The following is a 14239-nucleotide window of genomic DNA, read 5'->3' on the forward strand; positions in this document are numbered from 1 at the left end:
CGCGTCGCCTCTCGCCCTCGTCGATGCCGCCCGCGAGGCCATCGCCGCCGATGACCCGGCGGCTGGCGACCTCCTCTCCCTGGCGGAGTCGCTGGCGGTGTCGCCGTACCGGCTCAGCAGGGCCTTCACCAGCGAGCTCGGCGTCTCGCTCACCCACTACCGCAACCGCGTCCGCGTAGGCCGCGCGCTCGACCGCATCGAGGACGGCGCGCCGAGCCTGGCCGCGCTGGCCGCCGAGCTGGGGTTCGCCGACCAGGCCCACCTGACCCGGACGATCCGCCGCCACGTCGGTCACACCCCCACGGCCCTGCGCCACCTCCTCACCACCGCCCAACCCCGAATCGGCCGATCCCCGATCAACGGCGAAACCGGTGAACGGCTGGATTTATCCAGGCAGGTCACCATAGGCTCCGACAGTGCGTGATCTAGGTGAGGACCCTCGGCCTGCCCGGGGTGCGGTACGCGAGATTCACACCGTCGACCGGGCCGCGATGCTGGCCTACTCCCCCGACCTCGACGGCCTGGCCGACCCTGGGGAGATCGTCTGGGCGTGGGTGCCGTACGAGGAGGACCCGGCGCGGGGCAAGGACCGTCCGTTGCTGATCGTCGGGCGTACCGGGCGCAGGCTGCTGGGCATGATGCTGTCCAGCAAGGGCGATGACGGGCCCGACTGGCTGGAGCTCGGGCCGTGGGGCCGTGACGGGCGCGTGTCGTACGTGCGACTCGACCGCGTCTTCGTCCTGGACGAGGACGACATCCGGCGCGAGGGCGCGGTCCTCGACCGGCAGCGGTTCGCCCGCGTGGCGGCCCGCCTGATGAAGACGCACGGCTGGGCGGCCGACGACGCCTGACCCGGCACCACGCGGACGGACCGCCCCAAAAGCAGGCGCAGCCGGGCACAAACAAGTGCGGCCAGTACAAAGCAGGCGCGGCCGGCACCGCACGGGGACGGTCCGGCACCGCACGGGACGGTCCGGCACCGCACGGGACGGTCCGGCACCGCGTGGGACGGTCCGCAGGTGGCACTCGCGGAACGGATCCCCGCTCCTTCGCAGGTCAGCTGAAGGAGCGGCGGTAGGTGTGCGGGCTGACGCCGACCGTGCGCTTGAAGCGGTCGCGGAAGGCCGTGGACGAGCCGAATCCCACCTGCGCCGCGATCCGCTCGATGGAGTGGTCCGTGGTCTCCAGCAGGTGTTGTGACCGGCGGATGCGGGCCCGGTGCAGCCACTGCAGCGGGGTGTCGCCGGTCTGTTCGCGAAAGCGGCGGATCAGCGTGCGGGTGCTGGTCCCGGCCCTGGCGGCGATGTCGGCGAGGGTGAGGTCGCGGCCGAGGTCGTCCTGGAGCCAGGTGAGCAGGGGTTCCAGGGCGGAGCCCTGGGGCGTGGGCGGGTGGTCGGGGACGATGAACTGCGCCTGCCCGCCCTCGCGTTCGAGCGGCATGACGGACAGGCGGGCGGCGTCGGCGGCCACGGCGGAGCCGTAGTCGCGGCGGATCAGGTGCAGGCACAAATCCAGGCCTGCGGCGGCGCCGGCCGAGGTGAGGATCTGCCCGTTGTCGACATACAGGACGTCCGGGTCGACGTCGACGTCCGGATAGGTGGCGGCCAGCAGGCCGGCGGCGGCCCAGTGGGTGGTGGCCCGCAGTCCGTCCAGGAGACCGGTGGCGGCCAGGGGGAAGGTGCCCGAGCAGATGGACGCGATGCGCGTGCCGTCCGCGGCGGCGGCGCGCAGCGCGGCGCGGACGTCCGGGCTGGGCGGGGCCTCCGGGGTGGCGGTGCCGGGCACGATGATCGTGTCGGCGCCCTTGAGCCCGTCGAGCCCCCAGGGCGCGCGCAGGGTGTAGGCGCCGGCGTCGATCTCCGGCCGTTCGGCGCAGACGCGGACCCGGTAGCCGGGACGTCCGCCGGGGAGCCGGGTGCGGCCGAAGACCTCGATCGGGGTACCCAGGTCGAACGGGATCACCTGGTCCAGCGCGAGGACGGCGACGGTGTGCATGGCCAGAACATACCGCCCCGCAGGACGGCGGCCACTCCTCTCGCCCTCACCTCTCCGCAGCTCAACGCCCCTTCACGCCAGGCTGTCACTATCCCGTTGAACGGTGTCATTTTCGCCACTGGGAGGCGGGGCGGCGGCCCACTACGTTCGAGGAACACCCCAGCACCGTCCACGCTCCCCGAGCAACGAAGGACCGCGCCGTGAAAGACCCCGTCATGCATGCTCAGATCGTCTTGTTCGACGGTTTCGACCCGCTCGACGTCATCGCCCCCTTCGAGGTGCTGAGCGCGGGCGGCACCGCCTGCCCGGGCGCGGTGACCGTGGAGCTGGTCTCCGCCGAGGGCCCGCGCGAGGTGGTCGGCGGCGTCGGCGGGCTGGCGCTGCGGGCCACCGCCGCACTCGATCCCGGACGCCCCGGCCTGATCCTGGTACCCGGCGCCGCGGGCCGAATCGATTCCCCCGGGGCGACCTCCGACCACGACGAGGACACAGACGCCACCCCAGCACAGGACCCGGCACCCGAGGACGACTCCATCCCGGTCCTGCTGGGCCGCACCCTGGCCACCGAACTGCCCGCGTTGCTGAAGGCCGCAATGAACAACCCAGACATAACCGTCACCGCAGTGTGCGGCGGCTCGCTCGTCCTGGCCATGGCCGGCCTGCTGGAGGGGCGCCACGCCACCACCCACCACCTGGGCCTGGACCTGCTCGACGCGACCGGCGTCCACGCGGTGCGCGCCCGGGTGGTCGACGACGGCGACCTCGTCACCGGCGCCGGCGTCACGTCCGGCCTCGACCTGGCCCTGTACCTGCTGGAACGCGAGCTCGGCCCGCGCGTCGCGCACGCCGTCGAAGAGCTGTTCGCGCACGAACGCCGCGGCACCGTCTGGCGGAACCAGGGCCAGGTACCCGCCCGATTCTGACCCGGCACACGAGGAGGGAGCAGCATGACCGTCGAAGGCACCCGGGACCTGACCATGTCCACCCCCATCGGCGAGATCACGGCCGTGACCGAGTTCCGCCGTGAGCACGGCGCGCTGGCCGGGACCGCGTCCGGCGCGGGCGAGGAGGCCCAGCTCGGCGACGTCGTGCTCGACGGCGACCGGCTCACCTGGAAGCAGTCCATCACCAGGCCCATGCGGCTGAACCTGACCTTCGCCGTGACGATCGACGGCGACACCCTGACGGGCACCTCCAGAGCCGGCCGCCTCCCTGCCGCCAAGGTCACCGGCGCCCGCCGCACCCCGTAGCGGCGGCGGCCGTCACCGGCGACCCCGGACCGGGAACGATCTCAGTACAGTGTCGGGGTGGCGGGTGAACAGGCGAGTGCGCGGGTGGACAGCTGGATCTGGTCGGTGCGGCTCACCAAGACCCGTTCGATCGCGTCCGACGCCTGCCGGGGCGGTCACGTCCGGGTCAACGGGGTGCGGGTCAAGCCCGCGCACGCCGTGCGGGCCGGCGACGAGGTCCGGCTGCGACACGAGGGACGCGAGCACATCGTGATCGTCGCCCGAGTCATCACCAAGCGCGTCGGCGCCGCCGTGGCCGCGGAATGCTACGTCGACAAGAGCCCTCCGCCGCCGCCGCGCGAGGAGACCGCGCCGGTGGCCGTCCGCGACCGCGGCGCCGGCCGCCCCACCAAGCGCGACCGCCGCAGCCTCGACCGGCTGCTCGGCCGCCACCCGGAGTGACAGCCGGCACCCGGAATGACGGCCGGCTGACCGCGGGACGGTCACGTCCGCGGCACGTCGTGACGGCGCTCAGGCGGACGCACGGTCGATGATCTCCTGTTCGGTGAGCGGATCCGCCGGATGGTGGCTCAGGCACTGCGGGGCGCGGATGAGCACCTCGGAGATGCCGTCCGTGGCGGCGTAGAACTGTCCGGTCTCCAGCCTTCCGACCCGGTCGGCCCGGCCGCCGCGGGCCCTGGCGAGCCCTTGGACCACCGTGATCTGGGTCGGGCTGTTCATTCTCCCGATGAACTGGGTGGTGGCGTTCCCGGCGATGTGGTTGTGGAGCCCCCGGGGCGTCTGGGTGGCGAAGACGAGCCCGAGTCCGTACTTGCGCGCCTGCGAGGCCAGGGTCAGCGTGCTGGCCAGTGCCTCGGTCTTGGGTGACGCCGGGACGAGTGCCTGCGCCTCGTCCATGACGTAGAGGCCGTTCAGCGCACGACCGCAGGCCGGGTTTCGCTTGATCCAGGAGAAGAGCGCCATCTGGAGCTGATTGACGAATCCCGGCCTCGCGTCATCGTTGAGGCCGATGAAGCTGATGACGGAGACGCGCGCCCGCTTGCCCGAGGACGGGGTGAGCAACTGCTGGGGGTCGGCCGGTTCGCCGCGTCCGGCGAAGAGCGGGTCGTTGATCGTCGCGGCGGTGAGGAGTTGCCCCAGTTCGGCGGCGATCTGGTCGGCGCGGTCGATCTGGCTCACCTCCAGCGGGAGTGCGGCGAGCAGGCCGAGGAATGCGGTGAAGTCGCCGCCGCCCCTGCGCGCGAAGTGTTCCAGCGCCTGGCGGAGGATGGCCTTCCCCTTCTGGGCCTTGGCGCTCGCGCCGTCGACGTTGGCGCGGGTGGCCAGCGCTTCGACGGCCATGCCGAGCGCGGAGTTCAGTTCGTCGCGGTCGTCGAGGACCGCGGCGAAGTCGGGGAGCGGCTGGAAGACCAGCGGCCGGCCACGGGACCGGCCCGGGGTCCAGATCACGACCTCGGTCTCGGCGAAGTAGCGTGCCGCCTTGTCCTTGTCGTCGGCGCTCCATTCCGGAGGCACGCTGGGCCAGGGATCGCCCAGCCGGGCGAGGTCGTTGTTGGAGTCGAGCACGATGGAGGACACCCCGTGCAGCGCGCACTCTTCGATGAGCCGCCGCAGGAACACGGTCTTGCCTGACCCGGATCCGGCGAAGACGGCCGTGTGGCGCGTCAGGGTGCTGAGGTTCAGTTCGAGGTCGGCGCCGGTGTCCAGCCGTCTGCCGACCGGGATGCCCGCGGTGCGGCGGTGCGCGGGTTCCGGAGCGGGCTTCGGCGCAGGTCGCGATTCGCCGCTCGACGGCTGGGGCGGTGACGGAACGGAGATCGTCAGCACGCTGAGGAGTCCGCTGAACAGCTCGGTGCCGCTCGCGGGACGGCGAGCACGCAGCCAGGTTTCGAACGCCGGGTCTGCGTCGGCCGCCATCTGGCGCAGCGCCTCGAAAACGCGCAGGTCGTCCCCGTGAACGGTGAGTGATCTACCGCCCCAGTCCTTGAGCTGCCGCAGGCGGGCCTGTGTGGTCGGCCCGTCGGACCAGCTGGAATTCCGCAGGACGATGAAATGCCGGTCGGGTGTCTCCGGGGCCAGTCCGGACGCCGTCATGCCGTCGTTCAGCCGTTTGAGCGCCGCTCTGTGGTGCGGGGCCGCGATCATCCGGAACGTCCAGTGGCGTTGTTCCTCGGAATCGGGGTCCAGCGCCTGCCGCAGTCTGGCGTGCAGGGTGGGCCGGTGGCCCGGCGGCGGGTCGACGGAGAAGGCGTCGCCCGCCTTGCCCTGTTCCTTGATCCAGGCGTGCAGTCCCGCGGCGAGCAGGGCGGGGGCGAGTTCGTCCTCGTGCTCGGGGTCGAACGCGTTCGACACATCCGCGCGTCCCCGCAGATCGGCGAAGCACGCGTCGAGCCGGGCGAGGCTGATGTGCGGAGCAGCGGGGGCGGGCGCGGTGCGACGCGGAGGCTCGGTGCGGCGCGAGGGCTCGGTGCGGAGCGGGGGCGCGGGGCTCTGTTCTTCTCGATCGAAACGTTCCAGCGGACGTACGCCGCCTTCCGCCCGGCAGGCCGAGACGTGCGCGCTGACGACCCGGAGCAGCGTTCTCGGAGTGAGACCCGGCGCGGTGGCGAACGCGGTGGCGGCGACCGGCCAGACGGGGCTGGGCGGGGTGAAGCCCGCGTTCGCGAAGGCCACGGCGAACCTTCGCTCGACCATGGTGCGGGCGATGTCCGCGCTGTCGATCGTGGTGAGGATCAGGGACGGCCGGAACCTGTCCTGCACCGTCCCGATGGCGCGCTTCCCGATCAGATTCCACGACGAGGGAAGGCAGGCGACCAGGCAGAGCGTTCGCTGGGTGGCGTGCACCAGAGCCATGAGACCGGCCGCGATCTCGTCGATGAGATCCTTGCGCGGTTCCGTCCCGGGCGGCGCCGCGCCGGGATCAGGGTCGGCGGTCCTGCGGGAGTGTTCGAGTATCGCGTCGATCTGGTCCACCGCGATCACGCTGGGTCCGGTCAGCGCGAGGATCATCGACAGTTCGACGGCGATGTCGTGCGGCTCCTTGACCCCCCGGCTCATGCCCCACGCCTTGCGATCGCCTTCCTCGGCCTCCTCGGTCGACATCAGGTGGTCGTGGGCGACGTCGAGGGCCGGGCCTGAGGCGGCGGCGTAGAGCGCGAGCGCCCGGATGGTGTCCCGGCACCGCAGGAGCTGCCGGTTCCTGGTCACCAGGCCGTGCACCAGGGCATCGAGGTCTTCGCGGGTGATGCCCGTCTCACGCTCGCCGGCCGCGCTGATCCGGTCGGACACTCCGGCGAGAGCCGCCAGCGCGCGCACCGCCACCATCGCCTGGCTCGGCGCGTCCGGCCCTCCCGTCGACCGGCCCAGGTCCTCGACCATCGCGCTGGTGGTCCTGCGCCAGAAGTCCTCTCCCGCGCTGAAGTCGACGAGGAAGAAGTAGCCGCCCACCCGCGCGATCTGCTCTCTGACCCAGCCGAGGAGGTGCGTCTTCCCCGCGCCTCCTTCTCCCTGGATCACCACGCCGAGCGGACTGGTCGTGGAGTTCTCGGACGCCTCGTCGATCCCGTCGAGGATCAGCTGCTCCGCCCGCGCGTGCATGCCGCCGACGTGGAAGGGAGGCGGGTTCCACGCGTGCTCGGCGGTGGTCGCCCAGTTGAGCACCCTGGAGATCGCGTGCAGTGCGCGTTCCTCGGTCTCGTTCATCGGGCCTCGATCGCCAGCAGATGCTTGCTCACACCACCCACGAGGACGGCGGCATCCCTGTCCTCGTCGGTCAGCGTCTTCTGGTCCGCCTCCGGGGCCAGGTGAACGTCCGGCATCCGTTCCAGGTGCCGCAGCGCCTCGTCGACGTCGTCGCGAGCGGCGCCGCCCAGGTGCGCGCGCAAGCGGGTCAGGAGCACCCACTCCTGGGGTTCGCGGGCCAGCTTCCAGTAGGCGTCGCGAACCGCCCCGGTCAGATCCTCCGGCGCGGCGCCGCCGGCCTCGCGGGCCTTGACGACGAATTCGGCGAGACTGAGATCCGCCGCGTCCAGGTAGCCCTTGATCACTCCGAGGACGCCGTAAAGGGTTCGGCCCAGCGATCCTCCGCGTTCCGGCGCCGTGCCCGCCAGTTCCACCACGCACCAGGCCCAGCCGTCTTCGGTGAGCGTGTGCTGGTAGGCCCGGCCCGCCTTCTCGCTGGTGACGAGACCGAGCTTGTTCATGCGGCGCCGGGGCTCGCCATCGAGCGCGTCCCCGATGTGGTCCCGGAGCCCGGGATTGGACGCTGATCCGCCGAGCGTCATCAAACCCAGGAGCAGAGCCCGCTCCCGCGTTCCGAAGGCGAAGTTCTCCATGTTCAGCTCTCCTCGGATCGGTCGTTCACCACTGTGCTGAAGTTGGTCGCTATCAGTTCGAACCGGCCCTGAACGGCCGTGAGTGTTCCGTCGGCACGTACCGGCGTGCGGTTCCTGTGCGCCTCGACGGCCAGGTCGTAGGCCGCTTCGCCGGGCAGGCGCACCCAGATCGCGCTGCGCGGCTCGCCGTCTCCGATCGACATCTCGCCGCGGACGTGGACGCGGAATCGATCCCCGCCGCCGTTGTCGAAGAGCATGCCGATGCGGCCCGTGACGGAAGCGCTTTCGCGGTGCAGGCGCCGCAGCCGGTGTGCGACGCGGCGCAGCAGCATTCCCGTCTCGGCCTCGAAGACCACCGTCCGGGCCGGCACCTCGGAAGGCAGTCCCCTGGCCCAGCGGAAGCCGACCTCGAACCGGGTTCCCGGATCGGGGCCGGCGAATCGTGCGAGCGCGACGCAGAGGTCGGCGGACACCCCTTCCCTGACCAGGTCGTCGAAGACGCTGATGTCTCCGCCCCGGTGCACCTCGGCGGCGGCTTCGCGCAGGAGCAGGGTGGCGCGCTGGAGCAGGAGGAGCGCGCGGCGGGCCGGCGGAACGCCGTCGGCGCGATCGCCGTCCACGGGGACACGGACGGAGAGCACGTTCCCTGACGGCACGATGGGACCGATCCAAGCGCGGGCGAGCAGATCACGAACTGCTCTGGGCGGCGTGCCGTCGAACACCGGCCGGGGTCCGCTCAGTGCGGCTCGCGCCGCCGCGCTCAGCACGGCCTGGGCGCTGTTGACGGCGGTGACCGCGTCGAGCAGCCCGAACTCTCCGTCCATGGGAACGATGGGGGCGCGATACCAGTGGACGTCCGCCATGGGCGCGCTGATGTCGGCGGCGACGTCCTCGCTGGGACGGCCCTCCACCCTCGCCAGCAGCGAAAGGATCTCTCTGCGCCGCCGCGGCCCGTCGGCCAGGTCATCCGACCCGGGCACCAGGATCTCGTGGTCGTCCTCGTGCACCCAGACGGTCGCGCCCCGCCATTCGTCCGGCTGACGGGCCCAGCCGGTGGCAGCGAGGTAGCTGCGGATGTCGGAGACCGACACGCTCCGGATCACGCGAGCGACTCCGCGGGCGCGCCGACGAGCTCACGTAACGCGCGAACCGTGAGAACGTTCCCTAAAGGCACCTGAATGGCAGGGTGTCGTTGCGTACTGGGAGAGGCGATAGGCGGCTCGCCCTCGAATCCGCGGTAGTAACAGAGCCGGCTCAACGTCAGACCTTCGGTGTCAACTCGTGCATAACGCCCAATTTCCGGCGAAACGACCACAAGGAACAGATAGCGCGGAACGAGAAACGGGCCATCGACGAGCTTGTTGTACTGCACCTCGTTCAGCCCGCGAAAGTGCAGATCGGGCCCCTTGCACAACGGCGCCGACCACGACTGGATCTGCACCTCGATAGCGGGCGAGGAAATGTAGCCCGCCCTTCCCGGATGGCGGAAGCCCAGGTCGACACCGTCGTGGTCGAGGTCGTCCTGGTAAACGAGGAGACCGGCGGCCGAAGCGAGCACCCGAACATAGTCTTCAGCGAACTTGCCTTGATGGTTTCGCCGGCCCAGCACACAGTCTCCCTCACCACGGATCGACAGATGCGCAGGCTAGAGCCAATCGGTTGGGGCAGACAAGGGCGAAACGGATTTCACCCTCATGACGAGAGAGTTTCCGGGCGGATGCGATCCGATCCGGACACGTTCCTTTCCGCACACGCGCCGGACACGGCCTCACATAAATTTGGTCATACCGGGATGATCAGGGCTTCTGGTCGGTTCGCGGGAAAGGCCCAGACGTGTTTGCCGGCCGGGACCAGGTGGGCGAGCGGGGCGTCCAGACGCAGTCTGGTGGTGCGCGTGGCCAGGGGGTTCAGGACGAACAGTTCGCGGGCGCCGCCACCCACCAGGACGCCGTTCGCGCAGACCAGGAACGGCACCGGCCCCGCGGGGACCTTCAACCGGCGCCGGGGTTCGCCCGACCAGGCCGAGACGCGGACCAGACCGTCAGGGACGCTGATCCATAAGGAGCCGGCGCACACGGTCATCGCGCCGCGGTCCGCCCGCCGCGCCCCTTTCCGCGCTGTCACGTCGGTATTTCCCGCGGCGGGTCTGCGGCGGCGACCAGTGGCGCGCTCTCGTGGGACGCGTTTGGGCTGGTCGAGGTCGACGGTTCGAGGGCCGCCGCGGAGCAGGGTGTCGTGGCGGGAGGTCCACCACAGGCGGCGTCCGTCGATCGCGCACCGGTCGAGTCCGGGCAGGTCCACGAGGTCGCCGAGCCGTCCCGGTGCGACGAGTCTGCGTGCGCCGCCGTCGCCGACGGCCCAAATCTCGCCGCAGCCCGACTGGACCCGCCCCCGGAAGGGCACCTTGGCGAGTGGCGTTCCGCAGGCGGCGGCCAGCCAGTGGACGTGTTCGCCGTCCGCTCCCGCGAGCGTCCCGGACAGGGAGTCGGCCTCGGCGGGCGGCGGGTCGGCCAGGCTTCTGGGGACGACGACCGTGCCGGTGAGCGTGCCCGGCACGCCCGCCGTGACGGGGACAGTGCCGGGCACGGCGGCCAGCGACCGCAGCCCGGCGGGGACGGCGCCGTCGGCCACGAACGTGCCCGACGCGGTGTGGACGCGCAGGTGGCCGTCGCCGGCGCACCAGACGGTGGTCCCGTCCGAGGCGGCCGCCTGGACGGCCCAGGGCAGGGCGATCCTGATGACGGAGGGGGTCATGGGCCGCGCTCACCGCCCTCGCCGGGACTGAGCCGCCAGGCGTGGACGTGCCCGTGGACGGTGGGGGCCGCTCCCTCTCCCGGAACGTGTGGTGTGCCGCATCCGGCGCCTACTTCCCCGCTCCCGCGGCCTCGAACGTGACCCGTGCCAGGTCGCCGCCACGGCCTCGGCCGGCGATACCGGGATCCGGGCATCGGCCGAGGTCACCCCTGCTGCGATCATTGGGTTCATGCGCGTAGTAGTGATCGGGAGCGGGATCGTCGGAGCCGCCGCGGCGTACCGGCTGAGCGGCCGCGACGCGTCGGTGACCGTGGTGAACGGCGGCTACCAGGGCGAGGCGACCCAGGCGGGCGCGGGCATCGTCTGCCCGTGGGTGGACCATCCCGAGGACGACGACTGGTACCGCCTGACCCGTGAGGGCGCGCGGCGCTATCCGGGGCTCGTGGAATCGCTGGGCGAGGACATCGGGTACGCCAAGGTGGGCGCGCTGCTGGTGGCCGAGGACCCGGCCGAGCTGGAGCCGGTGCGCACGCTGCTGGCGCGCCGCCGTCCGGACGCGCCGGAAATGGGCGACGTCTCGGACGTGATGACGCCGTCCGAGCTGTTCCCGCCGCTGTCCGACGACCTGAGCGCGCTGCTGGTGCCCGGCGCGGCGCGGGTGGACGGGCGATCGGTGCGCGATGCGCTGCTGCGGGCGGCGATGGCGCGCGGGGCGCGGGTCCTCACGGGGGCGGCGACGCTGACGGAGGACGGGCAGGTGCTGCTCCACCCGCTCGGCGACGAGGCGCCGACCGCGCCCGCACCGCCCGCACCGCCCGCCGCCGCCGCGCATAGCGCCCAGGACGGGGCGGGAGGCTCCGGGGCTGTCAGCGGGGAGACCACCTCGTGGCGGCAGGCCGCACCCGCCGGCCACGCCGGCCCCGCCGCGCCTGGCGAGCCGCCCGTCACGCGGGCCATCAGGAACGCGCCCGCCGCCACCGGCGGGACGCCGCTCGAGGCCGACATGGTGATCGTGGCCGCCGGGGCCTGGACGGGCGAGGTGTGCCGGCCGCTGGGCGTCGAACTGCCGGTGTTCCCGCGGCGCGGCCAGATCCTGCACGTCACGATGGAGGGCGTCGACACCGCGTGGTGGCCGATCGTCCTGCCCGGGTCGGGGCCGTACCTGCTGGGCTTCCCCGACTCGCGGGTGGTGATCGGCGCGACCGTCGAGGACGTCGGCTTCGCCGCCCGCGTCACCATGGGCGGCCTGGACGAGGTGATCGAGTCGGGGCTGCGGCTGGCGCCCGGCCTGTTCGGGGCGACGGTGGCCGAGACCAGGGTCGGGCTGCGTCCGGTCAACGCGCCGGGGCCCGCGCTCATCGGGCGGCTCACCGACCGGGTGGTGGTGGCCACCGGGCTGAGCGCGTACGGGCTGACGGCCGGGCCGCTCACCGGCGAGATCGCGGCCGCGCTCGCCCTGGGCGAGGAGCCGCCGCTGGACATCTCCCCGTACGCGCCGCCGGCTCCCTGACCGGCCGGACTCCCCCATTCGTGGGGCCGGGCGGAGATTCCGCAGGTAGGTACCCCCGGGCCCGGATGGTGTGAATGCTGCTCGTATGATCGGAAATCTCCCCGCCGATCGACCCAGCGGGGAGACAGCATGTCGCCTTTTCCACGCCTCGTCCTGCTGTTCCTGGCCACCGCCTGCGCCGCGACCTGCGGTGCCGCCTGCGCCTCCGGTCCGCGAGAGTATCCGTCGCCCACCCCGTCGCGTCCCGTCACGTCGGCGGCCACGCCGCGGCCACCCGGCGGATCGGGTGAACCCGGTGGTGCGGGCGCGGTCGCGCCGGATCGGACCCGCTCGTACCGGATCGGGGCCGAGGTCCGGGTCCCTCATGCGGCCTCCGGCAGGTACGCCGTGGTCGGCGGGCACGCGGCCGCCCGTCCCGGCCGGGGTGAGACGGCGATCCGCTACCTGGTCGAGGTCGAGGACGGCCTGCCGTTCGACGCCGAGGAGTTCGCCGCCGACGTGCACCGCACCCTGAACGACCCGCGCGGCTGGGCCCCCTTCCGCCGGGTCGACCACGGCCCGGTGCGGGTGCGGGTGGCGCTGTCCAGCCCGGCGACGACGGACCGCGAGTGCCGGCCGCTGCGCACCGGGGGCGACCTGTCGTGCTGGAACGGCCGCCGATCGGTGATCAACGCGTTGCGCTGGGCGACGGGGGTGCCGCAGTACGAGGGCGATCTGGCGGCCTACCGCGAATACCTGATCAGCCACGAGGTCGGTCACGGGCTGGGTCACCGGCACGCCTCCTGCCCGGGCTCGGGGCGGCCGGCTCCGGTGATGGCGCAGCAGTCCAAGTCGCTGGGCCGCTGCCGTCCCAACCCCTGGCCGTACCCGGAACGCGAACGCCGCGACGCCCGCTGACCCGTCCGTCCCGCACGGCCTCGACCTGGGACACGGACGGCGCCACGACCGGTAGGTTCGTCGGACCGGAAGAGGTCGCCGGTCGGGTGACGTACCTGAACTCACCCTCGACGAGCGATCCCACGACGTGATCTATCGCGATATATCGTAGAAAGAGAGCAGGAACACCGGGGCCTCCCGCAGGGTTGAGCGGGATGGGACAGAGTTGCAGGGGAGTGTGTGGCGATGGCAGGACTGCGGACGGCACGTCGGATTCTCGCGGGCGGGGCGGCTCTGGCGGCGGCCGGGTGGGCGCTGCGCGAGGTGCCCGCCGAGCTGGGCGTGCGCCCGTTGACCTCGGGCCCCGACCGGGTGGCCAGGATGCGGCGCTCGCCGCAGTTCAAGGACGGCACGTTCTTCAATTCGATGCCCGAGTCGACCGCCATGATGACCGCGCCGCCGGTCGGCCTGCTGGGCGAGCTGACCAAGGACCGCGACCAGCGCCGTCCTGGCGGTCTGGTGCCGTTGCGCGTCCCGCTGTCGGGGCCCGCCCCGACCGCCGGCCTGCGCGCGGTCTGGTACGGCCACGCCTCCACGCTGGTGGAGATCGAGGGCCGCCGGGTGCTGTTCGACCCGGTGTGGAGCAAGCGGCCGTCACCGTCGCAGCTGGTCGGGCCCAAGCGTCACCATCCGGTGCCGGTCCAGCTGGCGGAGCTGCCCCAGGTCGACGCGATCGCCATCTCCCACGACCACTACGACCACCTGGACCTGTTCACCGTCAAGGCGCTGACCAGAACCCAGAGGGCCCCGTTCCTGGTGCCGCTGGGCATCGGCGCGCACCTGGAGCGGTGGGGGGTGCCCGCGTACCGGATCATCGAGCTCGACTGGGACGAGGAGGCCATCGTCGCCGGCCTGCGTTTCGTCGCCACGGCGGCGCGGCACTTCTCCGGCCGCGCGTTCACCCGCAACGACACGCTGTGGGGTTCGTGGGTGGTGGCCGGGGAGAACAAGCGGGTCTTCTACGCCGGCGACTCCGGCTACTTCGAGGGCTACCGGGGCATCGGCGCCCAGCACGGCCCGTTCGACCTGACGTTGATGCCGGTCGGCGCCTACAGCCCGGCCTGGCCGGACATCCACATGAACCCGGAGGAAGCGGTCAACGCGCACCTGGATCTGGGCGGCAAGCTGCTGCTTCCGGTGCACTGGGCGACGTTCACGCTGGCGCTGCACCCGTGGGCGGAGCCGGTGGAGCGGCTGTGGCGCGAGGCGAAGGCCCGTGACGTGAAGATCGTCGTGCCGCGTCCCGGCGAGGCGATCGACGCCGCCACGCCGCCCTCGGTGGACGGCTGGTGGGAGACGCTGGCCTAGCGGCTCGTGGTGCTGATCGGGGACGGAAGCCCCCGATCAGCACGAACCGGGTGTCACCCCTCGGGCGTCCCGCTCCGCCCGGGAGCGGACGTTCGCGGCGGCACTACCGGAACCGGCGCGACCTCACCCGGCGATCCCGGGTCGGGCCGGGC

Annotated in this window: 14 protein-coding genes; 8 read left to right on the forward strand and 6 right to left on the reverse strand. The window is 72.2% G+C overall.

Annotated elements, in window-relative coordinates; translation table 11 throughout:
* Window positions 1–424: helix-turn-helix transcriptional regulator (locus HII36_RS47425; protein WP_173529960.1), on the forward strand; the 424-nt coding region annotated here is incomplete at its 5' end.
* Window positions 417–851 (forward strand): type II toxin-antitoxin system PemK/MazF family toxin, encoded by a 435-nt coding sequence (locus tag HII36_RS47430; protein ID WP_173529961.1) that lies wholly within the window; start codon window positions 417–419, stop codon window positions 849–851. The genes HII36_RS47425 and HII36_RS47430, both read left to right, overlap by 8 nt.
* A 205-nt stretch (window positions 852–1056) precedes the next feature.
* Here the strand turns inward: HII36_RS47430 and HII36_RS47435 are convergent, their stop codons facing one another.
* A complete protein-coding gene (locus HII36_RS47435; RefSeq protein ID WP_173529962.1) occupies window positions 1057–1995 on the reverse strand; it encodes a GlxA family transcriptional regulator in 939 nt (312 codons plus the stop codon).
* 200 nt (window positions 1996–2195) lie between these two features.
* Here HII36_RS47435 and HII36_RS47440 point away from each other — a divergent pair, with 200 nt between their 5' ends.
* Genes HII36_RS47440 through HII36_RS47450 form a run of 3 tightly spaced genes read left to right on the forward strand, consistent with a single transcriptional unit; the run spans window position 2196 to window position 3686 of the window.
* Window positions 2196–2918: a DJ-1/PfpI family protein gene (locus tag HII36_RS47440; RefSeq protein ID WP_328808217.1), complete on the forward strand. Its 723-nt coding sequence runs from the start codon at window positions 2196–2198 to the stop codon at window positions 2916–2918.
* Window positions 2919–2942: 24 nt separating this feature from the next.
* Window positions 2943–3245, forward strand: coding sequence for a hypothetical protein (locus tag HII36_RS47445; RefSeq protein WP_173529963.1), 303 nt, complete (start codon window positions 2943–2945; stop codon window positions 3243–3245).
* 57 nt (window positions 3246–3302) lie between these two features.
* Entirely contained in the window at window positions 3303–3686 is a 384-nt protein-coding gene (locus HII36_RS47450; RefSeq protein WP_173529964.1) for an RNA-binding S4 domain-containing protein, read from the forward strand.
* 69 nt (window positions 3687–3755) lie between these two features.
* Here the strand turns inward: HII36_RS47450 and HII36_RS47455 are convergent, their stop codons facing one another.
* The 5 genes from HII36_RS47455 to HII36_RS47475 form a co-directional block, all read right to left on the reverse strand.
* Window positions 3756–6947, reverse strand: a complete 3192-nt coding sequence (locus HII36_RS47455) for an ATP-binding protein (RefSeq protein WP_173529965.1) — start codon at window positions 6945–6947, stop codon at window positions 3756–3758.
* Window positions 6944–7579, reverse strand: a complete 636-nt coding sequence (locus tag HII36_RS47460) for a hypothetical protein (protein ID WP_173529966.1) — start codon at window positions 7577–7579, stop codon at window positions 6944–6946. The genes HII36_RS47455 and HII36_RS47460 overlap by 4 nt, the downstream gene beginning before the upstream one ends.
* A gap of 2 nt (window positions 7580–7581) precedes the next feature.
* Complete coding sequence (locus HII36_RS47465; RefSeq protein WP_217370853.1) at window positions 7582–8682, reverse strand: hypothetical protein; 1101 nt, start codon at window positions 8680–8682, stop codon at window positions 7582–7584.
* A complete protein-coding gene (locus HII36_RS47470) occupies window positions 8679–9188 on the reverse strand; it encodes a DUF4365 domain-containing protein (protein ID WP_173529967.1) in 510 nt (169 codons plus the stop codon). Before HII36_RS47470 ends, HII36_RS47465 begins: the two co-directional genes overlap by 4 nt.
* A 173-nt stretch (window positions 9189–9361) precedes the next feature.
* Entirely contained in the window at window positions 9362–10333 is a 972-nt protein-coding gene (locus tag HII36_RS47475) for a hypothetical protein (protein WP_173529968.1), read from the reverse strand.
* A gap of 229 nt (window positions 10334–10562) precedes the next feature.
* On the opposite strand from HII36_RS47475, the gene HII36_RS47480 reads away from it, so the two are divergent.
* From HII36_RS47480 to HII36_RS47490, 3 genes are all read left to right on the forward strand, one after another.
* Window positions 10563–11843 carry an NAD(P)/FAD-dependent oxidoreductase gene (locus HII36_RS47480; protein WP_173529969.1) on the forward strand — a complete coding sequence of 427 codons (1281 nt, stop codon included), beginning with the start codon at window positions 10563–10565 and terminating at the stop codon, window positions 11841–11843.
* A 129-nt stretch (window positions 11844–11972) separates the two neighbouring features.
* Window positions 11973–12740 (forward strand): DUF3152 domain-containing protein, encoded by a 768-nt coding sequence (locus HII36_RS47485; protein ID WP_173529970.1) that lies wholly within the window; start codon window positions 11973–11975, stop codon window positions 12738–12740.
* A gap of 225 nt (window positions 12741–12965) precedes the next feature.
* On the forward strand, window positions 12966–14087 hold the full coding sequence (locus HII36_RS47490; protein ID WP_173529971.1) for an MBL fold metallo-hydrolase: 1122 nt from the start codon (window positions 12966–12968) through the stop codon (window positions 14085–14087).
* The last annotated feature ends 152 nt before the right edge of the window (window positions 14088–14239 follow it).

Origin of the sequence: Nonomuraea antri, assembly GCF_013283785.1 — a bacterium.
Taxonomy (GTDB): domain Bacteria; phylum Actinomycetota; class Actinomycetes; order Streptosporangiales; family Streptosporangiaceae; genus Nonomuraea; species Nonomuraea antri.

What these genes read in the sequence shown, in the direction of transcription:
- HII36_RS47435 (WP_173529962.1), bottom strand. Translation starts at nt 1,995, where the DNA reads ATGCACACCGTCGCCGTCCTCGCGCTGGACCAGGTGATCCCGTTCGAC.
- HII36_RS47445 (WP_173529963.1), top strand. Translation starts at nt 2,943, where the DNA reads ATGACCGTCGAAGGCACCCGGGACCTGACCATGTCCACCCCCATCGGC.
- HII36_RS47485 (WP_173529970.1), top strand. Translation starts at nt 11,973, where the DNA reads ATGTCGCCTTTTCCACGCCTCGTCCTGCTGTTCCTGGCCACCGCCTGC.
- HII36_RS47490 (WP_173529971.1), top strand. Translation starts at nt 12,966, where the DNA reads ATGGCAGGACTGCGGACGGCACGTCGGATTCTCGCGGGCGGGGCGGCT.
- HII36_RS47460 (WP_173529966.1), bottom strand. Translation starts at nt 7,579, where the DNA reads ATGGAGAACTTCGCCTTCGGAACGCGGGAGCGGGCTCTGCTCCTGGGT.
- HII36_RS47480 (WP_173529969.1), top strand. Translation starts at nt 10,563, where the DNA reads ATGCGCGTAGTAGTGATCGGGAGCGGGATCGTCGGAGCCGCCGCGGCG.
- HII36_RS47455 (WP_173529965.1), bottom strand. Translation starts at nt 6,947, where the DNA reads ATGAACGAGACCGAGGAACGCGCACTGCACGCGATCTCCAGGGTGCTC.
- HII36_RS47475 (WP_173529968.1), bottom strand. Translation starts at nt 10,333, where the DNA reads ATGACCCCCTCCGTCATCAGGATCGCCCTGCCCTGGGCCGTCCAGGCG.